21 protein-coding genes and 1 pseudogene are annotated in these 25,900 nt (G+C 47.1%); 21 read left to right on the top strand and 1 reads right to left on the bottom strand.

Features of this window, described 5'->3' with window-relative positions:
• The first annotated feature begins 210 nt into the window (after window positions 1–210).
• The 13 genes and pseudogenes from B4C70_RS05605 (at window position 211) to pulA (ending at window position 17,760) form a co-directional block, all read left to right on the top strand.
• A complete protein-coding gene (locus B4C70_RS05605; protein ID WP_290777440.1) occupies window positions 211–2,835 on the top strand; it encodes a glycosyltransferase in 2,625 nt (874 codons plus the stop codon).
• The gene (locus B4C70_RS05600; RefSeq protein ID WP_290777438.1) at window positions 2,832–3,836 is read left to right on the top strand and encodes a class I SAM-dependent methyltransferase; all 1,005 of its coding nucleotides are present in this window, start codon (window positions 2,832–2,834) and stop codon (window positions 3,834–3,836) included. The genes B4C70_RS05605 and B4C70_RS05600 overlap by 4 nt, the downstream gene beginning before the upstream one ends.
• Window positions 3,731–5,047: a glycosyltransferase family 4 protein gene (locus tag B4C70_RS05595; RefSeq protein ID WP_290777436.1), complete on the top strand. Its 1,317-nt coding sequence runs from the start codon at window positions 3,731–3,733 to the stop codon at window positions 5,045–5,047. Before B4C70_RS05600 ends, B4C70_RS05595 begins: the two co-directional genes overlap by 106 nt.
• Window positions 5,044–6,297, top strand: a complete 1,254-nt coding sequence (locus B4C70_RS05590) for a glycosyltransferase (RefSeq protein ID WP_290777435.1) — start codon at window positions 5,044–5,046, stop codon at window positions 6,295–6,297. The genes B4C70_RS05595 and B4C70_RS05590 overlap by 4 nt, the downstream gene beginning before the upstream one ends.
• Window positions 6,298–6,575: 278 nt before the next feature.
• On the top strand, window positions 6,576–7,868 hold the full coding sequence (locus tag B4C70_RS05585) for a nucleotide sugar dehydrogenase (RefSeq protein WP_290777433.1): 1,293 nt from the start codon (window positions 6,576–6,578) through the stop codon (window positions 7,866–7,868).
• Window positions 7,865–8,665, top strand: coding sequence for an ABC transporter permease (locus B4C70_RS05580; protein WP_290777431.1), 801 nt, complete (start codon window positions 7,865–7,867; stop codon window positions 8,663–8,665). The genes B4C70_RS05585 and B4C70_RS05580 overlap by 4 nt, the downstream gene beginning before the upstream one ends.
• A gap of 11 nt (window positions 8,666–8,676) precedes the next feature.
• Window positions 8,677–9,417, top strand: a pseudogene (tagH, locus tag B4C70_RS05575) (teichoic acids export ABC transporter ATP-binding subunit TagH); the annotation flags it as partial.
• 112 nt (window positions 9,418–9,529) lie between these two features.
• Window positions 9,530–10,630 (top strand): non-hydrolyzing UDP-N-acetylglucosamine 2-epimerase, encoded by a 1,101-nt coding sequence (gene wecB, locus B4C70_RS05570; RefSeq protein ID WP_029341024.1) that lies wholly within the window; start codon window positions 9,530–9,532, stop codon window positions 10,628–10,630.
• Complete coding sequence (locus B4C70_RS05565; protein WP_029341025.1) at window positions 10,627–11,112, top strand: hypothetical protein; 486 nt, start codon at window positions 10,627–10,629, stop codon at window positions 11,110–11,112. Before wecB ends, B4C70_RS05565 begins: the two co-directional genes overlap by 4 nt.
• Window positions 11,102–12,490: an MBOAT family O-acyltransferase gene (locus B4C70_RS05560; protein WP_029341026.1), complete on the top strand. Its 1,389-nt coding sequence runs from the start codon at window positions 11,102–11,104 to the stop codon at window positions 12,488–12,490. The genes B4C70_RS05565 and B4C70_RS05560 overlap by 11 nt, the downstream gene beginning before the upstream one ends.
• Window positions 12,491–12,505: 15 nt before the next feature.
• The gene (locus tag B4C70_RS05555) at window positions 12,506–13,681 is read left to right on the top strand and encodes a DHHW family protein (protein ID WP_029341027.1); all 1,176 of its coding nucleotides are present in this window, start codon (window positions 12,506–12,508) and stop codon (window positions 13,679–13,681) included.
• Window positions 13,682–13,694: 13 nt separating this feature from the next.
• The gene (locus B4C70_RS05550) at window positions 13,695–14,621 is read left to right on the top strand and encodes an LCP family protein (protein ID WP_069940370.1); all 927 of its coding nucleotides are present in this window, start codon (window positions 13,695–13,697) and stop codon (window positions 14,619–14,621) included.
• Window positions 14,622–14,847: 226 nt separating this feature from the next.
• Entirely contained in the window at window positions 14,848–17,760 is a 2,913-nt protein-coding gene (pulA, locus tag B4C70_RS05545) for a type I pullulanase (protein WP_290777423.1), read from the top strand.
• A 68-nt stretch (window positions 17,761–17,828) separates the two neighbouring features.
• On the opposite strand, the gene B4C70_RS05540 is transcribed toward pulA, so the two are convergent.
• Entirely contained in the window at window positions 17,829–19,088 is a 1,260-nt protein-coding gene (locus B4C70_RS05540) for a dicarboxylate/amino acid:cation symporter (RefSeq protein WP_290777421.1), read from the bottom strand.
• Between the two features lie 313 nt (window positions 19,089–19,401).
• Here B4C70_RS05540 and rpsU point away from each other — a divergent pair, with 313 nt between their 5' ends.
• The 8 genes from rpsU (at window position 19,402) to ybeY (ending at window position 25,899) form a co-directional block, all read left to right on the top strand.
• Complete coding sequence (gene rpsU / locus B4C70_RS05535; RefSeq protein WP_012369719.1) at window positions 19,402–19,575, top strand: 30S ribosomal protein S21; 174 nt, start codon at window positions 19,402–19,404, stop codon at window positions 19,573–19,575.
• Between the two features lie 21 nt (window positions 19,576–19,596).
• Window positions 19,597–20,043 (top strand): GatB/YqeY domain-containing protein, encoded by a 447-nt coding sequence (locus B4C70_RS05530; RefSeq protein ID WP_023467485.1) that lies wholly within the window; start codon window positions 19,597–19,599, stop codon window positions 20,041–20,043.
• A gap of 181 nt (window positions 20,044–20,224) precedes the next feature.
• Window positions 20,225–20,734: an NfeD family protein gene (locus B4C70_RS05525; protein WP_290777419.1), complete on the top strand. Its 510-nt coding sequence runs from the start codon at window positions 20,225–20,227 to the stop codon at window positions 20,732–20,734.
• On the top strand, window positions 20,731–21,714 hold the full coding sequence (gene floA, locus B4C70_RS05520; protein WP_023467489.1) for a flotillin-like protein FloA: 984 nt from the start codon (window positions 20,731–20,733) through the stop codon (window positions 21,712–21,714). The genes B4C70_RS05525 and floA overlap by 4 nt, the downstream gene beginning before the upstream one ends.
• 13 nt (window positions 21,715–21,727) lie before the next feature.
• On the top strand, window positions 21,728–22,198 hold the full coding sequence (locus B4C70_RS05515) for a hypothetical protein (protein WP_290777417.1): 471 nt from the start codon (window positions 21,728–21,730) through the stop codon (window positions 22,196–22,198).
• Between the two features lie 171 nt (window positions 22,199–22,369).
• Window positions 22,370–23,332, top strand: coding sequence for a PhoH family protein (locus B4C70_RS05510; RefSeq protein ID WP_023467492.1), 963 nt, complete (start codon window positions 22,370–22,372; stop codon window positions 23,330–23,332).
• A 36-nt stretch (window positions 23,333–23,368) separates the two neighbouring features.
• Entirely contained in the window at window positions 23,369–25,426 is a 2,058-nt protein-coding gene (locus B4C70_RS05505; protein ID WP_290777415.1) for an HD family phosphohydrolase, read from the top strand.
• The gene (gene ybeY / locus B4C70_RS05500; protein WP_290777413.1) at window positions 25,423–25,899 is read left to right on the top strand and encodes an rRNA maturation RNase YbeY; all 477 of its coding nucleotides are present in this window, start codon (window positions 25,423–25,425) and stop codon (window positions 25,897–25,899) included. Before B4C70_RS05505 ends, ybeY begins: the two co-directional genes overlap by 4 nt.
• The last annotated feature ends 1 nt before the right edge of the window (window position 25,900 follow it).

The following is a 25,900-nucleotide window of genomic DNA, read 5'->3' as shown; positions in this document are numbered from 1 at the left end:
TTCGTTTTTGAAAACATGTGAATGACTTCCACGGACAAGAAAGCGAAAGTGGTCGATTTCCTAGGAAATACAGGTTGACTGAAATGGAATGTAAGGAAAATCCAAAAAAGCTTCATGAAGTCTTTACAAAAACCTTGCAAGTCCTTCAAGTAGACTTTGAATTGCTTCCGTAGACTAAGAAAGAGTTGAAAAGAGGAAGGGTGTTTACGTGTGAGTGATCAAAAATGGAAACGACAAATCATGCAACAACTGAACTGGGTCCGCGAAGAGAAAAAACGGCTGACGAGCGCGACGACAGCAAGTAAAGAGGCACTCGAAAAACTCCGTCAGTTAGAGGTCTTGCGACTGCCGACGGTTCGAACTTCTAATAACACGACGACACGTTACCGACAAAATAGCCAAGCATCACTGCTGAACCAATTGGATGTATCGGAGATTCCGGTCCGGACGACGACGCGTTACTATGAAAAGCGACCAATCGAGATGGCGATTGTTTGCTCGGAATTCATGTACGCCTATTATGAAGATGCCGTCCACCTTCATTACGTCAATACGCATACATTTGAAGAAGTTTTCGAGCGCGAGATTGATCTCTTTTTAGTCGTCTCTTCATGGAAGGGATTACGAGGAGACGATTGGAAAGGTGTCGCCACACCGAATTCAAAAAAACGCCAACGGTTGCTTTCGATGATGCAGGAAGTCAAAGCTAAAGGAATTCCAGTCGTCTTTCAATCGACGGAAGATCCGAGCAACCATGAACGGTTTCAAGACGTGGCTCAAGCTGCCGATTATGTCCTGACTTCAGATGAGGCGATGATTCCTGAATACCGCGTCTTATGTGGACATGACCGGATCATGGCGATGCCGTTTGGTGTCAATCCATTGATTCACAATCCGATTGGAGCAACGCGTAGCCGAAAGAAGGGCGTTTTATTTGCCGGTAGCTGGATGGCGAAATATCCGGAGCGTGTCAAAGACACGGAGATGTTGTTTGATGGGGTGATGCAATCCTCGCACGAACTCGATATCGTGGACCGGAATTATCATCTCGATTTACCAGCCTATCAGTTTCCGGAACGCTATCAATCACGGGTCGCACCAGCGATTCCTTATGATGCCTTACAACAAGTCAGTAAATGTTATGACTGGGTCTTGAACCTGAATAGCATCAAATACAGCAAAACGATGTGTGCCCGTCGCATCTATGAATCACAAGCACTCGGGAATTTAATCCTGTCGAATTACAGTATCGCCGTCAACAACGAGTTTCCGAACATCTTCACCGTGCATGACGCACAGGAGGCGACAGCGATCGTGGAACGTACGTCGCAAGAAGAGATCGAGCGGTTACGAGCAGAAGGGCTTCGTGCCGTCATGACGGAACATACAGTCTTCGAACGGATGGATCAGATTCTAGCGTTCATTGGACGAGTACCTGAGACACGGAAACATCGCTTATTGATCGTCGTTGCCCAAGATGGAGAAGCCATCCGTGACGTGATCAATCGACAAAGTCTCACACCGGACGAAATCGTCTCAGCGGATGCGCTGACGGAGCAAACATACAATCAAGCCGATCTCGTGGCTTGGATGGATGGAAAGGAATCTTACGGCGAATATTATCTTGAGGACCTCGTGAATGGTTTTAAATACAGTGATGCGATCATCGTCCGAAAAGGAAGCGAGCATCCGTATCATCTACAAGAGATGAGCGGTAGCCGGAACGGCGCGATCGTCTGGCGGTCAGCTATCGGATATGACATGTTCCAGGCAGATGAACTGAACGGAAAAACGCTGTTGCTCGATCAATTTGAGTGGAACGAGCAGGCAGTAGCTCCGACGAATCAGATTCCGCAACTGTCGGTCGTCGTTCCAATCTATAACAATGGAAAACACCTCACGTATAAATGTTTCGCCAGCCTTACACGGATGGATCGATTCATGGAGTCGGAGATTTTACTCGTAGATGATGGATCAACGGATGTTGCGACACGTCAAGCGGTAGAGCGTCTCGCACGACGCCACGGAAATGTCAGAACCTATTTCTTCGAGACAGGCGGAAGCGGTAGTGCTTCACGTCCGCGCAACAAAGGTGTCGAGATGGCGCGGGCTGACTACGTGACGTTCCTTGATCCGGATAACGAGGTGCTCAGTGATCGCTATGCCTTTTTGCTTCAGGAACTAGAAAAAGATCCATCACTTGATTTTGTGGCAGGGCACATGAAAAAGCTTGCCGAGAAGACGAGCATCATCGCCTTACCGACGATTCGTAAACAGGGACGAACCGTTTGTGAGGATCCGAAAGCTTTTCTATTGAAACATCGGTTTGCGGTACAAAGCATTCAAGCACTCGTCGTCCGTCGTACCTTCTTGCTTGAACATCAATTGGAACAGGTCGTCGGTGCGGTCGGTCAGGACTCCTTGTTCTTCCAAGAATTGATGCTTCGCGCGAACCGTGTCTTACTCGTCAATCGAGTTATCCACTATTACTATGCAGCCGTTGCAGGATCAACCGTGAATGCATTGACGGTGAAGTTCTTCGAACGAAGTGTCGTCCGAGAGCGGGCACGCGCTGAGAAATTCGCTCGTTATGGAGTGCTAGAGGAATACAAGGAAACTCGATTCGAACATTTCTTTGAGCATTGGTATCTTGTCAAGTTACGCTACTGCAGTGATAAGGATTTCGCACCGAGTGTCGCATTGTTACGTACGATCATCAGTTTCTATGAACCGATCACGTTGACGAACCCGTTGATTCGTCGATTCATGGAGCTTGCAGATCGCCAGGAGACGGATCGAATTCAACATCTATTACTCGAGGAGGTGCAGAAATGACGGCATCGATGAAAACTGCACGACCAAAAGATCAAATCCGGGCTGCCTACTACGATCAGTTAGGCGGTGGATTCGGTAAAAAAGTCCGCGCACGTGTGCACTGGATTGTTCGACAAGCAAAAGGGGAGCACATTTTAGATATCGGTTGTTCAGGTGGAGTCGTCCCGATTTTGCTCGGACGCGAAGGGAAACATGTCGTCGGGATCGATGTATTACCGGAAGCGATCATCGAGGCCAAACAAGCGTTACTGGAAGAACCGGTATCCGTAAAAGAAAAGGTGGAATTACATGAAGCGAATGTCATGACGTACACACCTGACATTCAATTCGATACAGTCTTGATGACGGAAGTACTGGAACATATCGGAGAGCCGGAGCGCTTTATCGCCCGTGCCGTCTCCTTCATCGCACCAGAAGGACGACTCGTCATCACAGTCCCATTTGGAGTGAACGATTATGCGGATCACAAACGGACGTATTATTTAAACCGACTGCTTGAACAGTTAACACCCTTCGGTAAAATCGAGACAGTCGAGCGGATTGATAAGTGGCTAGGGATCACGATTCAAGTCTATCCGGAACCTCGAGAGGGTCGAGCGATTTTACCAGCGGAAGTCGAATGGCTAGAAGACGCTTTTGAAGAGGTGGAGCGATTGCATCTCGCAACGATCATTGATTTAAAGCGCAAGCAACAGACTCTAGAACGAAAAGTTCAGCGGTTAGGGGAACAAGCAGATGTAGTAGAGCAGGCACAAGCAGAATCGTTACGTCATGAACAGCAATTACAGGAACAGCGTGAACAATACAAGATGCTCGAAGAACAATATGCCGCACTGCTTGATCGGTTCGAAGGGGCATTGGTGACAAATCTGGAATTGCTGGAGGCGAATGCATCATGGAAATCAAAATACCGCTCACTCGCGCGATCAAAGCTCGGAAAAATCGTCGTCCGCTACTGGAAGTTCCGACGTCAACTCAAGCAGCGCCGGAGTCGTCGATGAACGTCTTGATGATTTGTCAAAATTTCTATCCGGAAATCGGGAGTGCGGCAAACCGAATGAAGAATATCTTCAAGCGGATGGAACAAGCGGGAAGTGACGTCCATGTGCTGACGTCAGAACCGCTCTATCCGACGGCAGAACTTTATACGGATTCAATGTTCTGGGATGAGCCGAGCTTGGATACGGCACATGTAACCCGTATCCAACCACGTGACGTCCGGGCGACGAACAATTTATGGCGGCGCCTTCGCTTGTTCGTGGAACAATTCGTGCTCGCCGTAAAAGAGGTGCGACATGACCCGAAATCCTACGCCTACATCTATGCGACGACACCATCCATCTTCATGGGACTCGTCGGGGTCGTCGCGAAACATGTCAAAAAGGCGCCATTGATTCTCGATGTACGCGATTTATGGCCGGAGTCGCTGATTGGCGTCGGCATCACGAATTCGCGTTTGTTATTGACTCCGCTCTACTGGCTTGAAAAGTGGATGTACCGTCAGGCAGATCAATTGGTCATTAATAGTGAAGGGTTTCGATCGTACATTGAAGGGCGTGGTGTCGCACCGGAAAAAATTCATTACATTCCGAACTCGATCGAGGAAAACGAGTGGTTAATCAAACGGCGAAAAGTGTCGGAACAAGTACGTGTCGTATATACGGGGAATATCGGACTCGCGCAAGATGTGTTTTTGTTGCTTGACGTCGCACAGGAACTTCAACAAGAGCAGGATATCTGCTTTCAAGTCGTCGGTTACGGTTATCACAAGCAAACGTTCGAACGACTCGTCAAGGAACGTGGATTGACGAACATCGAGTTTCTTGACGCGATGCCGCGTTGGGATGCGTTGAAACAACTGGCAAAGAGTGACATCGCCTTTGCGACACTCGTCGAAAGTACAGCATTCGATACGGTGACACCCGGTAAAATAATTGACTACATGGCGATGGGGTGTGCCATCGTCGGAGCGGTATCCGGACACGCAGCGCATGTCATTGAAGAGGCAGGAGCTGGTTATGTGTCTGTCCAGCGGAAAAAAGAGGAGATCGTCAATCATATTCTCGAGTTATCACGAAATCCAGAGAAACGTGCAGCGATGGGACGCGCAGGTGTGGCATACGTCCAACACCATTTTGATTGGGAACAAAATGAACAGCGCTTGTTCGAAGCCATCGAACGAACACAGGCGCGAAAGGCGGTCGCAGAATGAAGCGCATTGGAATGTTTGTTTGGAATCCCTTTACGAATGACGCCCGAGTCTTACGTGAATGTACGGCACTCGTCGAAGCAGGGCACCGCGTGGACCTATACTGTCTCAATGACGGCACACTTCCAGAAGTCGAATACCCGATGTCAGGGTTTCGCGTCATTCGAATCGACCGGACGCCACCTTTTGCGAGGTGGCTCCCGTTCTTTCGCAAACGGAAAAAACGGACCCTTGTCATCGGCGTGATGGGTGCGCTTCTTGCGCCATGGCTGATTCCCGTGATACTCGTGCTCTTTTTACTCACGCGAAGTCGGTTCATCCGTTACGCCCTGTACAACAGTTTCGGCATTCTGCGTATGACACGTGCTGCTAGGAAGCATGATTATGACGTCATGCATGCGAACGATGTCAATACGTTACCACAAGCGATTGGGGCGGCGCGTGGGACGAAAATCGTCTATGATTCGCATGAAGTCCAGACCGATCGGACAGGATACGGAAGCATGCAAGGGAAATTAGAACGCTGGTTGCTTCGATTCGTCGACCAGACGATCGTTGAAAATGATACGCGTGCGGATTACCACCAAAAGTTATACGGAACACGACCGTCTGTCTTGCACAATTATCCGTTTTACGAACCGATTGTTCCGCAACCGCGACCGTTACGCGAAGAGTTAGCACTCGCTCAAGATGAGCCGATTTTGTTGTATCAAGGCGGAATCCAAGAAGGACGCGGACTAGAGCGACTCATTGAAGCGATGCCGTTCATCGATCGAGGAACATTGATTTTCGTCGGGGACGGAAAATTAAAAGGAAAACTGATGCAACTGGCTGCCCAATCATCGGAAAAGTCTCGCATTCGCTTCATTGAGAAGGTTCCGCTTGCTGAACTACCAAGTTACACGGTAGCGGCAACGGTCGGCTTTCAAGTCCTCCAGAACGTCTGTTTCAATCATTATTCTGCTTCTTCGAACAAACTATTCGAATACATGGCGGCGTTGATTCCTGTCATCGCAGCTGACTTACCAGAAATCCGTCGTGTCGTCGAAACAGAAAGAGTTGGATTAATCGTCGATGTCGAATCGCCGCAGAGTATTGCTACAGCAGTCAACCGTCTAGTGAAGGATGAGAGCTTGCGACGGGCGATGCAGGAGCGAGCAAGCGTAGCAAGGACACAATACAACTGGGAGCAAGAAAAAGGTCGACTTCTTGCTGTCTATGATTCGATTTTCATGGAATCTGACGCAAAATAAGAGAAATAGTCAACGACTCGAAGGGAAATCCACGTGCAATGAAGGCGGATTCCTGACGAGTCGTTTTGTTTCATTCAAATAGACACGAAGGATTCGCGAAAGCTTCATAAGATTTACAAAAACAATAGAAAACGCTAGAAATGTAAGGTCTGTGAAGAATGGTTTAAGAGATGGTTAGAAGCATTGGAAAGCAAAGGAAATGTCGTTATGGTCTAGTTACAGCCAAGCCACAGACCGTTCGTTGGCTAGTATGACTAACTCGATGGAGGAATGACAAAATGAAACTTTGCACAATCGGACTAGGATATATTGGATTACCTTCTTCTGCGATGTTCGCGGATCATGGCACGGAAGTCGTAGGTGTCGACATCGATCCACAAATCGTCAATCTTCTGAACACGGGAACGATTCATATTGAAGAACCAGGACTCGAGGATGTCATCAAACGGGTCGTCGCGAACGGAAAATTCCGAGCGACACTTACGCCAGAACGAGCAGATGTCTTTTTAATCGCCGTTCCAACTCCTAACTTAAACGATACGTATAAATCGTGTGATTTGAAATATGTCATTTCAGCGGTTAATAACATGCTGCCATTCCTTGAAAAAGGAAATGTCGTCATCGTCGAATCGACGATTGCGCCACGTACGATGGATGATCATGTCCGTCCATTGATTGAAGAAGCCGGATTTACGATCGGTGAGGACATTTATGTCGTCCATTGTCCCGAGCGTGTCTTGCCAGGACAAATCTTACATGAACTTATCCATAATAACCGAATCGTCGGTGGATTGACGCCAGCGTGTGCGGAGGCAGGGGCTGCCGTCTACGAAACATTCGTTCAAGGTGAAATCGTCCGGACTGATGCGAAGACAGCCGAAATGTCGAAGTTGATGGAGAATACGTTCCGCGATGTCAACATTGCTCTCGCAAATGAATTGACGCAAGTATGTCATCAGCTAGAGATCAACGTCTTAGATGTGATCGAGATGGCGAACATGCACCCACGGGTGAACTTGCATCATCCGGGACCGGGCGTTGGTGGTCACTGTCTCGCAGTCGACCCGTACTTCATCGTCGCAAAAGCCCCATCGCTTGCACGCATCATTCATACGGCACGACAAACGAACGTTCAGATGCCACAATTCGTTGCCGAACAAGCAGCGCGTCTCGTCGGTTCGCGTGTCCGTCCGAAAATCGCTGTCTTTGGTGTCACGTATAAAGGAAACGTCGACGACATGCGCGAGAGTCCAGCTGTCGAAGTCATTGAACAATTGCTCGACCGTGGACTTGACGTTGCTGTCTGTGATCCACACGTCGAACGCTCGATTTCGACACGTTTCGAACTCGTCGATGAGCTGGAAGCGATTCAAGGCGCTGATCTAGCACTCGTCTTAGTCGATCATGATGAATTCAAACAATTCGATTCACGTCGTCTCGCAAACTACATGCGGACGCCGTTACTCTTCGATACGAAAGGGATCGTCAATGAGCTCGACGTTGTCAAAGTCCTGAACTTCGGTAATTTGCATACGTACCGCGTGACGGAAGTGGATGCGAAAGCGATATGAACGCGTTACGAACGATTGGGGGAGAGTTGAAGGATCATCTATATCTGATCTTTCGGCTCTCGCTTTATGAAACAAAGAGTCAATATAGCATGCAATACCTTGGTTGGTTTTGGGAGATCATGACGCCGCTTCTCCAAATCGGTGTCTACTGGGTCGTATTCGGCTTCGGGATTCGTGGTGGGCATCCAGTCGATGGAATTCCGTTCGTCTTTTGGCTCGTCAGCGGATTGATTGCTTGGTTCTTTATCAGCAGTACGATTCCAAGTGGTTCCCGGTCGATTTATGGTCGAGTCGCGCTCGTCTCAAAGATGCATTTTCCATTGAGTACGATTCCAGCGTACGTCATCTTGGCGCAATTCTATCGCCACTTAGCGATGATTGCCTTAACGATCATTTTAGGATGTGCCTTCGGTTACTTTCCGGGATGGCATACGCTTGAACTCTTGTATATCGTACCGGCGGGTGTCGTGTTCCTCTATGCGGTCTCCTTATTGTTGTCCGCGCTTGCAACGATGATTCGAGACGTGCAAAACATGGTGACATCTGCCATTCGGATGTTGATGTATTTAACGCCAATCATGTGGATTCCGCCAGATCACTCGTTATTCAAGATGTTGTTGATGCTAAACCCACTCGTTTATTTGATTGAGGGGTATCGCTCAGCACTCATCGGAACGGGCTATCTGCTCGATCATATGTGGTATGGCGTGTACTTCTGGTGTATGACGCTCGCAATCTTACTTGTTGGAGCATCGATTCACATTCGATTCCGACGCTATTTCATCGATTACGTATAGGAGGGAGAACGATGGGTCATGTCGTGTTTGAGAATGTATCGAAACGGTACATGCTCTATGCCCGACCGATCGACAAGCTAAAAGAAGTGTTGTTCGGTAAGGTGAATGGAAAATCGTTTTATGCTCTGAAGAACGTCTCCTTTTCTGTGGAAGAGGGAGAAATCGTCGGTGTCGTTGGCATTAACGGAAGTGGGAAATCGACACTATCGCATCTGCTTGCTAACGTGACACCACCGACGTACGGTCGGGTCACGTTGGGTGGGAAGTCAGCCTTGATTGCCATCTCTAGTGGATTGAATAGTCAACTGACAGGGCGAGATAACATTGAATTAAAAGGGCTGATGATGGGCTTGACGAAACGCCAAATCGAGACGATTACTCCAGAAATTTTAGAGTTCGCTGATATTGGGGAGTTCATCGATCAGCCAGTCAAGACATACTCGAGCGGCATGCGAGCTCGGATTGGTTTTGCCATCTCGATTCATATTAATCCAGATATCTTGATCATCGACGAAGCGCTCTCAGTCGGAGACCAAACGTTTACTGAAAAGTGTCTCGATAAGATGCGTGAATTCCGCGATCAAGGGAAAACGATTTTTTTCGTCAGTCATTCGCTCAGTCAGGTAAAGAGTTTCTGTACAAAAATCCTTTGGTTGGAATACGGGGAAGTACGTCTATTTGGTCCGACGAACGAAACGTTGGCTGAATACAATAAATATCTATATTGGTACAAACAGTTATCAAAAAAGCAAGCCTCCCATTACGTAGCTAAGAAACGAACGGAACGGATCGGTTCCGTGGATCAACAGATGATGGGCGAGACGATTGAACGATCGTCATGAAATGAGATAGGGGATGAAGTAAATGAAACGTGTCATGCTTGTATTCGGAACACGACCAGAGGCGATCAAAATGGCGCCGGTCGTCAAAGCACTTGAAAATCGTCAGGACGTCGAACCAATCGTCGTCGTTACAGCACAACACCGAGAAATGCTCGATCAGGTCCTTGAACTATTCGAAATCACTCCGGACCATGACTTGGATTTGATGCGTCCGCGTCAGACGTTAGAGGAAATGACAGCGCGTATCCTAAACGCGATGCGTCGTGTCCTCGAAAAGGAACAGCCGGATCTCGTCCTTGTCCATGGGGATACGACGACGACGTTCGCTGCTTCTTTAGCGGCGTTCTATCAACAGATTCCAGTCGGTCATGTGGAAGCAGGACTACGGACATATGAAAAGTATGCGCCGTTCCCAGAAGAGATGAATCGTCAATTGACAGGTGTGCTGGCGGATTATCATTTTGCACCGACTGAACAGGCTGCCATGAACTTACGTGCTGAGAACAAGCAGACACCGATCATCGTAACCGGCAATACGGTCATCGATGCGTTGAAGACGACTGTATCATCGACATATACGCATCCTGTCCTAACACGCCTCGAGAAGTCGGGACGAAAACTTGTCTTGCTGACCGTTCATCGCCGTGAGAATCATTTACAACTGGCAACGATTTTTGATGCGATTGAACGGTTAGCAAATGATCATCCGGAAATCGAAATCGTCTATCCGGTTCATCCGAATCCGGTCGTACTAGAAGCGGCAGCTCGCCTGAAACATCATCCGCGGATTCAATTGATCGAACCACTTGATGTCTTTGATTTCCATAACCTTGCAGCGCGCGCTTCCTTCATCCTGACAGATTCAGGCGGGATTCAAGAAGAAGCACCTTCACTCGGTGTTCCCGTTCTTGTCTTACGGGAGACGACGGAACGACCTGAAGGCGTCGAAGCAGGAACCTTGAAACTGGTTGGTACGAATCCAGAGCGCATCTATGCGATGAGCCATCAATTATTGACGGACGAAGTGTTCTATCAATCGATGGCACAAGCGGCGAATCCTTATGGCGATGGACAGGCAGCAGAGCGAATCGTCGATGCGATCATGAGTGAGGTACCCGTATGAGTCAACGTATTCCTCCAGCGATTTATCAATTCTTTCCATTCGGAACGCAGGAAAAAATTTTGCTTGAGGATGCTACAGATGGTGTCTATTTTGATTTTCAAGAAGCGACGGCAGACGACAAATTGTACATTCAGTTGTTTGATCAAGGATTTCAACATCCGCCTTCAAAGTTATACCGAACAGACGCCACGATTACAGGAGATCTCATCGAGGTGACCTGTCATTTCGAAGTCGATGCACCGTGTGTCGTTCAGTTATTCAAGATGCAGTATGGACAGAAGAAACGGATGGGGTCGGAAACGGAAACCGTCACACTGATGAATGAAACAGTCGTTCAGGTACAGATGAAACGAGTACCAGGAGCGAAGTATTTCAAAGTGGCATGGAAGTTCTTGCAAGAGGGGAGCTTCCGGGTCCATCTCCGGGACATTCAGATTGTGCAGCATGTCACGGCAGGGGAGGAAGCGACGTATGCTATTTAGTTCGACGATATTCTTATTTCTGTTCTTACCGACTGTCTTGATCGTCTATTACCTACTACCACGTAGCTTCCGAAATGGTTGGCTGCTAGTGACGAGTCTATTCTTTTATGCATTCGGGGAACCACGCTTTGCACTGCTGATGTTACTGAGCGTTACGATCAACTATTTCTTCGCCTTGTTCGTCGATCTGTATCGACAGCGAATCGGCGTCAAATGGATCATGTTTAGTATGATTGCAGTCAATTTAGGATTACTCGGCTGGTTCAAGTACAGCGGATTTTTCGTTCGTTCGGTCAACGAGACATTCGGATTAGGATGGTTCGTACCAGAAGTCGTCTTGCCACTCGGTATCTCGTTCTATACGTTTCATGCGATGAGTTATGTCATCGACATCTATAAAGGGAAGGAAGCGGTGCAAAAGAATCCGCTTGACCTCGCCCTTTATATCGCGTTCTTCCCCCAACTCGTCGCGGGTCCGATCGTTCGTTATAACACGATTGCGAGTCAAATCGAATCACGAGAAGAGACAGTTTCCGATTTTGCCCGAGGGGTTCGTCGGTTTACGATCGGCTTAGCTAAAAAACTGATTCTTGCCAATGGATGTGGTCAGGTCGCGGATGCCATCTTCAATATGAAAGATCTCTCGATGGGGCTTGCTTGGATTGGCATTATCGCCTACGCCTTACAAATCTATTTCGATTTTTCAGGATATAGTGATATGGCGATTGGACTAGCTTTGATGTTTGGATTTCATTTTCTTGAGAATTTTAACTATCCCTACATTTCAAAGTCCGTTTCTGAATTTTGGCGTCGTTGGCATATTTCGCTCGGATCGTGGTTCCGGGATTATGTCTACATCCCGCTTGGTGGAAATCGTGTCTCACCGTGGTTACAGTATCGCAACTTAGCAATTGTCTGGATGCTGACGGGTCTTTGGCATGGTGCTAGTTGGACGTTCGTCGCGTGGGGAGCGTATTACGGAATCTGGATCATGCTCGAGAAAGCATTTCTCGGGAAATGGTTGGAGAAAACGCCAGTCTTCTCGACCGTTTGGACACTCGTACTCGTGTTGGTCGGTTGGGTATTCTTCCGTTCCGAGACGTTCCCGGAAGCCGTTACGTACATTCAAGCGATGTTCGTACCAGATGTGATCTGGGATGAACGCGCGAGCTACCAGCTTGTCCAAAATGGTGTTCTACTGCTTGTCGCGTGCATCGCAGCGACACCGATTCCGAAAATCATCGGAGAGCGATTAGTTGTGTCACTCGGAAGAATTGGTACGACGATGCAGTATGGATATGCGATGTTGCTACTATTTTTGGCGACATCAGCACTTGTTGCAAGTACGTTTAATCCATTCATCTATTTCCGCTTCTAAAAAGGAGGTCTACTGATGGCACAGCCACTTGAAACAGAAAATAAGCAGGGACAAAAACGGACGACTTCTTTTGAACGGATCATGATGTGGGTGACGACGATCAGTTTTTTACTCATCTTGTTAACGATTGGTATTGGTACGATCGTCCGAGAAGACCGTGTGCGTTCTCAGCTAGAAAATCGTACACTCGCACAATCGGTCGATCCGACGATCGAAGGAATCGCGACTGGAAAAGACATGCTGAAGATGGAGACGTATTTCACGGACCAACTACTTTTGCGAGGGACGTTCGTTGAGATGCAGGCGCTACTATCGAAGGATGTCTTCAGACAGCCTTTTCGTAATGGAATCTATACAGCTAAAAATGGCTATATGATCGAACCGAGTGCCTCGACTCAAGTCCAGATTCCAAACGCGTTTCAGCAATTCGTGCAAGAAGTCGATCGACCCGTCTATATGGCGCTAGCTCCATCGAAGACGGTCATTGCTGAACGCGATCAGTTGATCCCATCGTATGTTGCTTCGAATGCACGGACACGTTACGCAGGAATGATTCGTGACTTCAAGGCTGCGGGGATGACGAATTTGTCACTTGATCAATTAAAACTAACGGACTACTTCAAGACGGACCATCACTGGAATATCGACGGAGCAGCGTCAGCATATCAGACGATTACGAAGGGGATGGACTTACGACCAGTCATGCCATCAAAAGCAAATCGTAAAGAAGATGAGCATGCCTATTATGGTTCATTAGCGCGAAAGACGACGCTTGCGTATGCGACGTCTGGTGATCAGTTAGCCTATTATGAACCAGCATTTTTCAAAGGAATCAATGTCTGTTACGACGGTGCATGCGATCGCCCAGTCATTGATGAATCCTTCGTTCAGCAAGAGGGAGATTACGTCGATCGGTATGAAGTATTCTTGCGCGGGAATCATGGCATCATGTCGATGAAGGAGCAGACGAAGAATGATCGACCAACGATTCTCGTCTTAAAGGATTCATTCGCGAATCCAGTCTTACCGTTCCTTGCTAAAAGTGCCAATCTCGAAGTCGTCGACGTTCGTTACGTCCCAAAATCATTCGATGTGTCGCAGTTCGCTAAACAAAAACAAGTCGACTCCGTGTTGTTCCTGCATAACTCGAACATTGCTGGATTGATGAAGACGTATGAAAACACACTATGAAGGAGTTCATGACATGAGATCCCGAATGGCGAAAAGAAAACCACGCCTTGTTTGGCGCGTATTGAGTGCGCTCCTACTAGGGTTCGTTCTGATTGCTAGTGCATCAGCTGGTTTAGCTTTTTTAAAAGTGAAGCAAACGGCAGACGCGTTCTTAACACCGTTAGATGGAGAGCAACCTAAGCCACTCGAATCGATGAAGCCGGTTAATGTCTTGTTACTGGGCGTGGATGAACGGAAAAATGATAAGGGACGTGCCGATGCCATCATGCTTCTTTCATTCAATCCAAAAACAAAACAAGCGACTTCCCTGTCCATTCCAAGAGATATGCAGGTAACCGTGCCGTCTGGCGAAAAGACTAAAATTAATCATACCTATGCCTATGGGGGGGTGAAAGAGACAGTCGAAACGGTGGAGCAGACGTTTGAGACCGATATTCCTTATTATGCGAAAATCAACATGGATGGATTGATTGAGTTGGTCGATGCTGTTGGGGGTGTCACGGTCGACAATCCATCTGCCTTTAGTTGGAACGACCGTCGTCTTCAAAAGGAGTATGATAAAGGGAAAATTCATCTGACGGGTCTTGAAGCGAGTGGTTATGCTCGGATGCGAAAGCAAGATCCACTCGGCGATATGGGTCGACAAATTCGTCAGCGTCAAGTGCTAGAAGCAGTCGGAATGAAGCTTGCTGGACCACAGTTGTTGACGCAACTCGAAAAGATCACGGATGTCATGAAAAACAACTTTACGACGAATATCGGACTTGATGTCGCAGCGCAGCTAGCACAGGAGAATCAGCGTGGGTTCGAACAATTGAAGCCGCTGAAAATCGAGGGAGAAGGATATATCGCAAGTGATGGTGTCTGGTATTTCTTTGCATCGGACGAATCAATGGAACAGACGAAGCAGACGATCGCTAAACTTCTCGCACGATCGTAAGTCATAATTAGTATTACCATCAAATAAACAAGGTTGAGCGTCTCTAGCAAATGATTGTGGAGGCGCTTTTTCCTATCTTTCTCTTAAGTAACGCATCATTCTTTTTGAAAAAAGTGCTTGGTTCAAAAGTCTTATTTTCGATCAAATCGATGAAATAGGCTTTGACAGGACTTGTAAACGGATGCAAAATGAAAACGATTACATACCAAAAGGAGATGGCTACCGTATGAAACGCATGAGATTCGTTTGTATCGTTGCGCTAACGTTTGCACTGATATTTAGTGGACTCTCTTTATCCGGTCAAGCACTGGAAAAAGGGAAGTCGACATTAGTCATCATTCACTACAAGGAAGACCCGAATGCCACAAAAGATTGGAATCTATGGTTATGGGCAAATGGGCCGGATTATTTTCCGAATAAAGCCCACGCTTTTAACGGTGAGGATGCTTACGGAAAAATCGCAGCTTATGAATTTCCAGTTGATCAGCCGGAAAAAATCGGCTTCATCGTTCGAGATGACAACTGGAACAAGGATGGGGGATCTGAGAATGATCGCTTCATTACGAAAGACATGATTAAAAATGGTGTTGCTGAAATTTGGATCGAGTCGGGAAGCAAGGACATCTCGACAGTCAATCCAAGCAATGGAGCAGATGTCGAAAAAATTGATACGAACATCCACTATTACCGGTATGACAATGATTACGAAAAGTACGGTGTCTGGTCTTGGCCGGAAGAGCAAGATGGCAAGCGTTTCGAGTTCGATCAGCAGGATGAGTTCGGTACCATTGCCAAGGTAACGCTCGATAACCCAACGAAAGCACGTCTTGCAGGCGTCATTCCTCATCTTGAGGGTTGGTCGGAAAAAGACGGAGCTGATCGTTTCTTTTATGCAGGGGCGAAAGACATCTGGTTGATTGAAGGGGATCAGACGGTATACTACAGCAAACCGGAAATTGATCGCACACCGAAAATCACAAGCTTTTTAGCAGATGACTTCCGGATGATGACATTAAAAACGAATGCACCGCTGACGGAAGAAGACTTAAAGGCATTTACGTTTGAAGGCGTGACGAATCCAGTCGTGTCAGCAATCGATGCCAAAACGGTAAAAGTCGAAGTCACTTTAGATATCGATTTAGCAAAAGTCGTCCGAGCATCTCATCCTGTTTTTGGAGAAGCAATTCTTGAAGCAGGTAAAGTGCTCCGTTCGAAAGCATTCGACCAAAAGTATGCCTACGATGGAAAACTCGGTGTCGACTATCAAAAATCGAAGACGACGTTTAAAGTCTGGGCACCGACAGCACAAGCCGTCGAGCTCGAATTGTATCGCTTACCAAAACAAGAAGCTGCTACGACAAAAGATATCACGCGCGAAATCAAGATGGAACGAACGGATCGTGGTGTGTATCAAGTAACAGTCAAGGGCGATCTTGACGGTGTCGGATACACATACGAAGTCAAACACGCCAAAGAATCAACGCGTGCTGTTGATCCGTATGCGACAGCAGTCGCCGTCAATGGCGACCAAGGTGTCGTCGTCGACTTACGCGAGACGGATCCAAAACGCTGGACGAATGGGAAAATGCCACTTCGCCATGCGACAGACGCGATCATCTATGAATCACACGTCCGTGATTTATCGATGTTTGATGTGACGAACTCAGGTTACGATTCAGGTATCAAACAAAAAGGGAAGTATCTTGGCGTCATCGAGCCAGGTACACGTTTGACGAAGGATGGTAAGAAAACGAAGACGAAGACGGGACTTGATCATCTGAAGGAACTTGGCATCACGCACGTTCAGTTCATTCCAGTCTATGATTTCAACACAGCGTCCGTCGATGAGACGAACCCGCTTAAATCGTACAACTGGGGTTATGATCCGAAGAACTATAATGCACCAGAAGGTTCGTATGCGACAAACGCCTATGATCCAAAAGTCCGAATCACAGAAATGAAGCAGATGATTCAAGGACTACATGACAATGGACTTCGTGCTGTCATGGATGTCGTTTACAACCACATGTTTGACGCAAAGGCATCAAACCTTGATAAAATCGTTCCTGGTTATTACTACCGTTATACAGAAGGCGGCGATTTAGCGAACGGAACGGGTGTCGGAAACGATACAGCGTCTGAGCGTCAAATGATGCACAAATTGATCGTTGACTCGGTCTCCTACTGGGCGAAAGAATACCACTGGGACGGATTCCGCTTTGACTTAATGGGTATTCACGACGTCAAGACGATGAATGCTGTTAAACAGGCGACAAAACGAATTGATCCGTCGATTCTCGTATTCGGAGAAGGGTGGAGCCTTGGAACACCGCTTCCAGATTCAGAGAAGGCCAACCAAACGAATACAAAACAAATGCCAGGAATCGGACATTTCAATGACAATCTACGCGATGCGCTCAAAGGTAGCGTCTTCATCGATTCAGATGCTGGTTTCATTAACGGAACAACCGGTCTTGAAACGCGCATCAAACGCGGAATCGTCGGAGAGATTGCTTATGACAAAGAGATTCAAGGATTTACGCAAGAACCAGATCAAGCCATCACTTACGTTGAAGCACATGATAACCATACGCTTTGGGATAAGTTGAACCTGACGAATCCACAAGACAATGACGCAACGAAGACAAAGATGCATCGTTTGGCTTCAAGTATCTTGTTGACGTCACAAGGAACGACGTTCATCCATGCAGGGCAGGACTTCATGCGGACGAAGGGCGGAGACCATAACTCGTATAAATCACCGGATTCTGTCAACCAGCTCGACTGGAAACGGAAGATGGACCGTCAACAAGACTTTGATTATATGACAGGATTGATCGAGTTACGTAAAAAGAATCCAGTACTTCATTTAGCAACAGCAAAAGACATTCGTCGTTACCTGACGTTTGAAACAGCACCGGCACAAGTCATCGCTTATCGATTAGATGATGCTGCGCCACAACAAAAGGATGATCTCTACGTCATTCATAATGCGAATCGGACAGCAGTCGATATGAAGTTACCGACAGGGAAATGGAAGTTGCTTGTAGACGGTAAACAAGCAGGAACCAAAGCAATCCGTAAAGTATCAGGTACGGTTCGTGTCGAAGGACTTAGCTCATTCGTCTTATCGAAATAAGTGAACAGATAAAAAAGGACGTTCCGCAGTTGGCGGAACGTCCTTTTCGTCAGTCGAGAAACGTGCAATCAAGCGTAACGCTCATCCGTTTCTTCGTTCTCTTCTTCTTTCAGATTACCTTCTTCCGATTTCGAGACGATGACGGCACATGCTGCGTCACCAGTGATGTTGACGGCTGTCCGCATCATATCAAGAAGACGATCGACACCGATGATTAAAGCGATCCCTTCGACCGGTAGATTGACCGATTGAAGAACCATCGTCAACATGACGAGACCGACACCCGGTACACCGGCTGTTCCGACCGATGCAAGAACAGCTGTCAGGACGACAGTCGCAAGTTGACCTGGCGTCAAGTCAACAGCGTAGACTTGCGCGATGAAGACAGTCGCGACACCTTGCATGATTGCTGTTCCATCCATGTTGATCGTCGCACCAAGAGGCTGGACGAAACTTGAGACGGAACGCGGAACCTTCAACTCTTTTTGAGCCGTTTGCATCGCAACAGGAAGTGTTGCGTTCGACGAAGACGTCGAGAAAGCGAACAGCATGACAGGTGCGAACTTCTTAAAGAAGAAGAACGGGTTCATCTTCCCAAGAAGTGAAACAGTCGAACCATACGTCAATACGGAATGGACGAATAGTGACAAGATGACGACACTCATATAAAGTCCCATTGCTTTTAGCGAATCCCACCCTTGAGAACCGACGGCTGATGCGATCAAAGCAAATGCTCCGAGCGGTGCCATTTTCATAACAAGCGTGATCAAGTACGTCATTAAATCATTACCCTGCTCGATGAACGTCCGTAGTGTCGAGACTTTTTGACCGAGGAACGTGATCCCAAAACCGATAAAGACACTGAAGACGATGATTTGTAACATGTTGCCTTCTGCCATCGACGTGATCGGGTTCGTCGGGAACATACCGACGATTGTGTTGATTATGCTTGTATCTGGTAGATTTCCGTTATCATATTCAAGACCTTGCGTCTCGAAGTTACCGAACGTACCCGGCTTGATCAGTAATGACAAACCGAGAGCGATGACAATTGCGACAGCCGTCGTCGTCATGAAGTAGCCGATTGCCTTTCCGCCGACACGACCAAGCTCTTTTGGATTCCCGAGACCCATGACGCCGAGAGCGATCGAGAAGAAGACGATCGGTACGACGAGCATTTTAATCAGGTTCAGGAAGATTGTCCCGATGGGTTGTAAAGCATATTTATTCAATCCCTCATAAATCGACTTATCCGGTAAGGTTGCAAGAATGATTCCGAGGATCACCCCGAGAATCAATCCCCAGATGATGCGCTTTGCTTCTTTCATAAGTGATGTCACACTCCTTTATTTGATAATTGTCTATATTTTGACACATCATCACCCATTTTGACAAAACATTTTAAAAAATACATGATAGCGCTTACAAAAAAGTTTTTGGATTTTGATGCAGGAATGACTAGATTTTGTTGTCAAACGGATGCAACCATGAGAGGATAGAAAAGAACAAAAAGGAACAGCGTAGGGTATAGAAAAGTCGCTAGAATCAACTGTTGACCAAATTGTATATTCCTACTATAATGTTGTATGACGTGTCTGACACGTTTCCTTTAGTCGGTAATATCGGAGGGAGGGAAAACTAGTGGAAACTCGTGTACGTAAAAATGAATCACTTGAAGACGCACTTCGTCGCTTCAAACGTGGTGTTTCAAAAGATGGTACGCTTGCAGAAGTTCGTAAACGTAAACACTACGAAAAGCCAAGTGTAAAACGTAAGCTTAAATCGGAGGCTGCGCGTAAGCGTAAGAAGTTCTAACGTTAGAGAGGGTGTATCCTCATGAGTCTTCAGGAGCGTTTGACAGCGGATATGAAAGAAGCCATGCGTCTACGTGAAAAAGATCGTCTTACGACGATTCGGATGGTGAAATCATCGCTGCAAAATGAAACGATCAAACTCGGTAAGCAAGAATTGACGGACGAGGAAGAATTAACGATTCTTTCACGTGAAATGAAGCAGCGCAACGACTCCCTCCGAGAATTCGAAAGCGCTGGTCGTCACGATCTCGTCGAGAAAATTCAAGCAGAGATTGTCGTGCTCGAAGCTTATATGCCAAAACAGCTTTCCGAGGAAGAAGTACAGGAAATCGTCGACGCAGCTATTGCGCAGACGGGTGCCTCTGCTCCTTCAGATATGGGGAAAGTAATGGGTATCGTCATGCCACAGCTTAAAGGCAAGGCAGACGGTGCGTTAATTAATCGACTCGTCAAACAACGGCTCGCTTAATACATGAAAAAGGTGTCCTTCGGGGCACCTTTTTTGTCGTTCCTGTCACAATTAAAAGTTTCTTAATGAATTCAGAATAGTCATGAAACCTTTTTGTTTTGAAAGCGTATATAATTATAGTAACGAATCAAAGTGCAAAAGAAGCAGCTTCTGACACGAATGAAAAGGGGTGAACGTACGCATGACGTTTAGCTTAGGGATGATTTTGGCGGTCTTCATGATCGGGGTCCTCATGTTACTGGTCGAAATATTCGTCACAGGGTTCGGAATCTTTGGAGTCCTCGGAATCGGCGCTGTCCTTGCTAGTCTGATCATGGCAGGTGCTACAGTTGGTCAAGTAGGCATAGCGGTTGGACTTGCTGTATTTCTATCACTTGCGACCGGATACTGGGCATATCGCAGAATTAAATCGAATCAATCCTTATTATGGAGAGGTTTGATTTTGACAGATTCCACATCGTCTGAAAAAGGCTATCTTTCTCATCAAGACAAAGTGCAACTGTTAGGACAAGAAGGAGTCAGTCTGACACCTCTCCGTCCGTCAGGAACAATTGAAATCGACGGAAATCGAATCGATGCCGTTACGGAAGGGACCTTCATTCAAGCGGGGGAAACGATCGTCGTAAAAGAAGTGACGCATGGACGCGTCATTGTTAGAGTCCAACATACGAAGGAGGAGTCCCACACATGACACCTGAATTATTGACTGTATTACTCATATCCGGAGGAATTTTAATTTTCCTCGCCATCTTCTTCACGCTCGTTCCGATTCCACTTTGGATTAGCTCGCTCGCAGCGGGAGTGCGCGTATCGATCTTTACATTAGTCGGGATGCGTCTTCGTCGAGTAACACCGTCTAAGATCGTCAATCCGTTGATCAAGGCGGTTAAAGCGGGATTGAACTTGAATACGAACCAACTGGAAAGTCACTTCCTTGCCGGTGGTAACGTTGACCGCGTCGTCAATGCCTTGATTGCAGCACATCGTGCGAATATCGAGTTGAGTTTCGAACGCGCAGCGGCGATTGATCTTGCTGGTCGTAACGTTTTGGAAGCTGTTCAAATGTCGGTTAACCCGAAAGTCATCGAAACACCATTCATCGCCGGTGTGGCGATGAACGGGATTGAAGTGAAAGCGAAAGCCCGGATCACGGTACGTGCGAACATCGATCGTCTCGTCGGTGGTGCTGGGGAAGAAACGGTCATCGCACGTGTTGGTGAGGGTGTCATCTCAACAATTGGTTCGTGTAATGACCAAAAAGAAGTACTTGAGAATCCAGAGATGATCTCACGGACGGTTCTTGCAAAAGGACTCGATTCGGGTACGGCGTTCGAGATTCTCTCGATTGATATTGCAGATATTGATATCGGTAAGAATATCGGTGCGGTTCTGCAGACGGATCAAGCAGAAGCAGATAAGAACATTGCGCAAGCGAAAGCCGAAGAACGTCGCGCAATGGCGATCGCAAGTGAACAAGAGATGAAATCACGTGTTGAAGAGATGCGTGCGAAGGTTGTCGCTGCTGAAGCGGAAGTGCCGCTTGCTATCGCTGAAGCGATGCGTGACGGTAACTTTGGTGTAATGGATTATGCGAACTACTTGAATGTGACAGCAGATACGAAAATGCGCCAAGCAATCGGTGGGCAATCATCACCAAATGACTCACAATAAAGGGTGAGACGGTATGGATATCATATGGGTCGGATTGATGATCGCATTCGGTGTCATCTCCGTCATCTCAAAAGCAGCAGATAAAAAACCGAAGCAGACGAACCGAACTCCTTCAAAGGAGTTCGGTGAATATGTGAAGCAAATGACCGAACAGGTCGATACGATGCGACAAGAGACGGTACCTCCACCTGTCGTTCGTAAAAAAACACCCGCGAAGAAACAACCGGGGGTAACGCAAACGAAAGCGCGACCAGTTCATGAACGAACGGAATTGCAACAACGTTTGGACCAACGTCAAAAGCAACATTCGAAAAAAGGGATGTCCTCATCGACGATTGGCGAAATCAAAGATAGCGTAGCAGATGGTGCCATTGGATCGTCTAGTCGTTCAGCATCAGCAACGACGATTTCAAAAGATGAAATGCGACGTGCCATCGTTTGGAGTGAAGTTCTTGGTGCGCCTGTTTCTAAGCGCAAACGCTAATATTTGTATAGTGAGTCGATCCTACGAAACGCGTAGGATTGACTCTTTTTATTTCCTAAAAGGTGGGAACGGGTTTTTCTTTCCATCTTTTCGGCGGAAGTGCTAAAGTGGAAGAGATTAGATATGAAGCGATGACAACTTGTTATCCATGACTAGGAGGCCATTCACAACGTGATATTCAACGAAAGAATCCCATTTGCATTTTCGAATTCAGAACAGATTCAAGCATTCGTCGGTCCGAATGATGCAGTCTTACGTACGATGGAAGCAGAACTTGACGTTCAGCTGACGCATCGAGGAGATGAACTGTTGGCACAATCCGAACAGGAGCAGTCTGTGATCTTAGCAGGACAGGTCGTAGGCGTCTTGAAACAACTTGTGAATCGCGGAGCTGTTTTAACAGAGCGTGACGCGACGAGCGCCATTCAACTCGCACGTCAAGATCGTGTGGATGAACTGCTAGAACTTTACGATACGGTCATTCATACGAATCATAAAGGAAAACCACTTCGTGCAAAGACACTCGGTCAAGCACGTTACGTTCGGGGAATCGACCGCTGTGATTTGACATTTGGTATTGGGCCAGCGGGAACCGGAAAAACGTATCTTGCTGTCGTGATGGCGGCAAAAGCGTTAAAAGAAGGTCACGTCAAACGACTCGTCCTGACGCGTCCGGCAGTAGAAGCAGGAGAAAATCTAGGATTCCTTCCAGGGGATCTTAAAGAAAAAGTCGATCCCTATCTACGTCCTCTGTACGATGCGCTACATGACGTGCTTGGTGTCGAACATACGGCTCGTCTGCTTGAACGTGGTGTCATCGAAATCGCACCGCTTGCTTACATGCGAGGACGGACGCTTGAACATGCTTTTGTCATTCTCGATGAAGCGCAAAATACGACACGGGAACAAATGAAGATGTTCCTGACGCGTCTCGGATTCCATTCGAAGATGATTGTTACGGGCGATTTAACACAAGTCGATCTTCCGCGTGGAAAAACATCTGGTCTACAAGAAGCGTTACATTTGCTCGGTAATGTCAAAGGGATTCATTTTGAGCACTTTGGCTCAGCTGATGTCGTACGTCACCCACTTGTCCGGAAAATCGTTGATGCTTATAGTCAGGATTTGACCTAAGCCGTTACGGAAAAAGAGGGAAAAGGGGGAGATGATATGCGCAAGGTTGGGGTCTGGGTTGGTCTTTTGACAGTAGTATTCTATCTCATCGTATCGACGATGATGTATGTCAGCGTTCGACCAGAAGCCTTGTCCGCAGAACCATTCTCAATTGCAGAAGAAGATATTCGGTCACCCTTGACGATGGAGGACCGGGTCGCAACAAATCAAATCAAGGAAAATTCGGTTGCTGCAATCGAGAGTCAGTATACGATCAAACAAGAGTATGCAGCACAGCAAATTGATAAAGTGGAACAACTTTTTGCTAGTTTGTCCGGTATTAAAAAAACAAATGAGATCGGTAAAATCAAACAGCGTCTGCGTGGAACGGAGGCGGCGACACTGTTGAAGGATGATGAGTTACGCTTGCTTGTGACGTCGACGACAGCACTTCGGAATACGACACGTGACGTCGTCATTACAGCGATTGAAGAAGCGATGCGTCAACGTATCTCGTCCGATGGTGGTGAAGTAGCAGAAGCACGTGAGAATGCGCGGACTGATATCGAACGTTCGCCGCTCTCCTTCTCATTAAAAGCAGTCGCTAAAGCGCTGACCGATCAACTGATCGTGACGAATTACGTCTATGATCCGGAAAAGACGGAACAGCTTCGTAAGCAGACGAGTGATAAAGTCGAACCGGTCATCATTTCAGAAGGTGAAGTGATCGTCAAACGAGGCGAAGTGATTTCGCAAGATGCTTACCGCCAGCTACAACTCGTCGGCTTGATTTCTGACCGTCAGTCGTTGAAACCGTTACTTGGAGCGATGCTTGTCAGTGCATTGATGACTGCTTTCCTATTCGGCTTCATTCATCGCTCGAAACTACGGTATGCACAGATGGGGCGGATCCGGTTGTTTGGGCTTGTCTACCTCGTCGTCAGCTTACAATTGCTTGTCATGTATGGCATGGCCTTTTTAGCAGACGACATCAATCCTGCACTTTACTTACTCACACCGACCGCTTTTGCTGCGCTTGTCCTGCGCAATTTATTGAACGAACGGATTGCATTATCGAGTTCTCTTTTTACGGCGCTTGCTGGAACGTTCTTCTATAGTACGAATCAAAACTTCAGCTTCAATATCGCGATCTATTTGTTAGTCGGTGGTTTAGTCGCAACGTTTTTCCTACAGTCCAGTTTGTCACGTCGTCGTATTTTCATGAGCAGTATTTCGATTGCCGGAGCAAACATCGCGATTTTCTTTGCATTCGTTCTATTACGTAGTGGCACATTCGAATTACGTGAAACATTGACTTTAGTCGGTTTTGCGATTTCTAGTGGGATCTTGAGTGCCATTCTTGCGATCGGGTTATTGCCGTTCCTCGAAATGACATTTGGTATCTTAGCACCGACGCGTCTGCTCGAACTGTTGAACCCGACGCATCCCTTGTTGAAGAAACTCTTGGTCGAAGCGCCAGGAACGTATCATCATAGCATGATGGTCGCGAACCTAGCAGAAACAGCCTGTGAAGCAATCGGTGCAGATGGGTTGCTTGCGCGAGTCGGTGCCTACTATCATGATTTAGGAAAAACACGACGACCACTTTATTTCATTGAAAACCAGCATGGACGCAATCCGCATGATCGATTGACGCCGGAAGAGTCGGCACGTGTCATCTTGGCACATACAGAGGATGGTGTTGAATTGCTCGAAAAAGCAAAACTCCCGGCAGCGATCATCGATATTTGTCGCCAGCATCATGGAACATCGTTGCTCCGATATTTTTATGTCAAGGCAGCAGAACAAGGTGAAGTCGATGAGGATACGTTCCGTTATACAGGACCTAAACCACAAACGCGTGAAGCGGCAGTCATCATGATCGTCGACTCGATTGAAGCGGCTGTTCGTTCAATGAAAGCTCCTTCGGAAGAAGGAATTCGGGACCTAGTCGCGAAAATAATTCGTGAAAAGATGATGGACGACCAATTTGCGGAATGTGACATCACGACACGTGAGATTTATCGCGTCGGTGAAAGTGCGTGTCATACCTTATCCGGTTTGTTCCATGAACGAATCGAGTATCCAGAATTAAAGAAAGAGGCAACGAAATGAACATTTATATGACAGACGAAAATAATCGTCTAACGGAAGAACAACGACAGCTTGTCGAATCGATTTTGATTTACACGGCGGAACAAGAAGAAGTCGATCCGAACAGTGAGTTGTCCGTGACTTTCGTCTCAAACGATGAGATTCAAGAGATTAATCGTGAATGGCGTGGGAAAGATCAGGCGACAGACGTCATTTCCTTCGCGATGGAAGAACTCGGAGAAGATGAAATCGATTTTGGATTATTGGAAGATGAACCAGTCGTCCTCGGTGATTTGATCATTTCCGTGGAACGATGTCGCGAACAGGCGGCTGAATATGGCAATCATTTCGAGCGTGAACTCGGTTTTCTCGCCGTCCATGGTTTCCTCCACTTACTCGGATATGATCACATTGAAAAGGCAGATGAGGAAATCATGACGAAGCGACAGGAGGAAATCCTGCATCACTTCGAGTTATACCGGGGCACATTGTGAA

The sequence above is a fragment of the Exiguobacterium sp. UBA5002 genome, assembly GCF_002396765.1.
In the GTDB taxonomy this organism is placed as follows: Bacteria; Bacillota; Bacilli; order Exiguobacteriales; family Exiguobacteriaceae; genus Exiguobacterium_A.
Note: the sequence above shows the minus strand (reverse complement) of the source record. Positions and strands in the feature narration are given on the sequence as shown.

What these genes read in the sequence shown, in the direction of transcription:
- B4C70_RS05600 (WP_290777438.1), top strand. Translation starts at nt 2,832, where the DNA reads ATGACGGCATCGATGAAAACTGCACGACCAAAAGATCAAATCCGGGCT.
- B4C70_RS05595 (WP_290777436.1), top strand. Translation starts at nt 3,731, where the DNA reads ATGGAAATCAAAATACCGCTCACTCGCGCGATCAAAGCTCGGAAAAAT.
- B4C70_RS05590 (WP_290777435.1), top strand. Translation starts at nt 5,044, where the DNA reads ATGAAGCGCATTGGAATGTTTGTTTGGAATCCCTTTACGAATGACGCC.
- B4C70_RS05585 (WP_290777433.1), top strand. Translation starts at nt 6,576, where the DNA reads ATGAAACTTTGCACAATCGGACTAGGATATATTGGATTACCTTCTTCT.
- B4C70_RS05580 (WP_290777431.1), top strand. Translation starts at nt 7,865, where the DNA reads ATGAACGCGTTACGAACGATTGGGGGAGAGTTGAAGGATCATCTATAT.
- wecB (WP_029341024.1), top strand. Translation starts at nt 9,530, where the DNA reads ATGAAACGTGTCATGCTTGTATTCGGAACACGACCAGAGGCGATCAAA.
- B4C70_RS05565 (WP_029341025.1), top strand. Translation starts at nt 10,627, where the DNA reads ATGAGTCAACGTATTCCTCCAGCGATTTATCAATTCTTTCCATTCGGA.
- B4C70_RS05560 (WP_029341026.1), top strand. Translation starts at nt 11,102, where the DNA reads ATGCTATTTAGTTCGACGATATTCTTATTTCTGTTCTTACCGACTGTC.
- B4C70_RS05555 (WP_029341027.1), top strand. Translation starts at nt 12,506, where the DNA reads ATGGCACAGCCACTTGAAACAGAAAATAAGCAGGGACAAAAACGGACG.
- B4C70_RS05550 (WP_069940370.1), top strand. Translation starts at nt 13,695, where the DNA reads ATGAGATCCCGAATGGCGAAAAGAAAACCACGCCTTGTTTGGCGCGTA.
- pulA (WP_290777423.1), top strand. Translation starts at nt 14,848, where the DNA reads ATGAAACGCATGAGATTCGTTTGTATCGTTGCGCTAACGTTTGCACTG.
- B4C70_RS05540 (WP_290777421.1), bottom strand. Translation starts at nt 19,088, where the DNA reads ATGAAAGAAGCAAAGCGCATCATCTGGGGATTGATTCTCGGGGTGATC.
- B4C70_RS05530 (WP_023467485.1), top strand. Translation starts at nt 19,597, where the DNA reads ATGAGTCTTCAGGAGCGTTTGACAGCGGATATGAAAGAAGCCATGCGT.
- B4C70_RS05525 (WP_290777419.1), top strand. Translation starts at nt 20,225, where the DNA reads ATGACGTTTAGCTTAGGGATGATTTTGGCGGTCTTCATGATCGGGGTC.
- floA (WP_023467489.1), top strand. Translation starts at nt 20,731, where the DNA reads ATGACACCTGAATTATTGACTGTATTACTCATATCCGGAGGAATTTTA.
- B4C70_RS05515 (WP_290777417.1), top strand. Translation starts at nt 21,728, where the DNA reads ATGGATATCATATGGGTCGGATTGATGATCGCATTCGGTGTCATCTCC.
- B4C70_RS05505 (WP_290777415.1), top strand. Translation starts at nt 23,369, where the DNA reads ATGCGCAAGGTTGGGGTCTGGGTTGGTCTTTTGACAGTAGTATTCTAT.
- ybeY (WP_290777413.1), top strand. Translation starts at nt 25,423, where the DNA reads ATGAACATTTATATGACAGACGAAAATAATCGTCTAACGGAAGAACAA.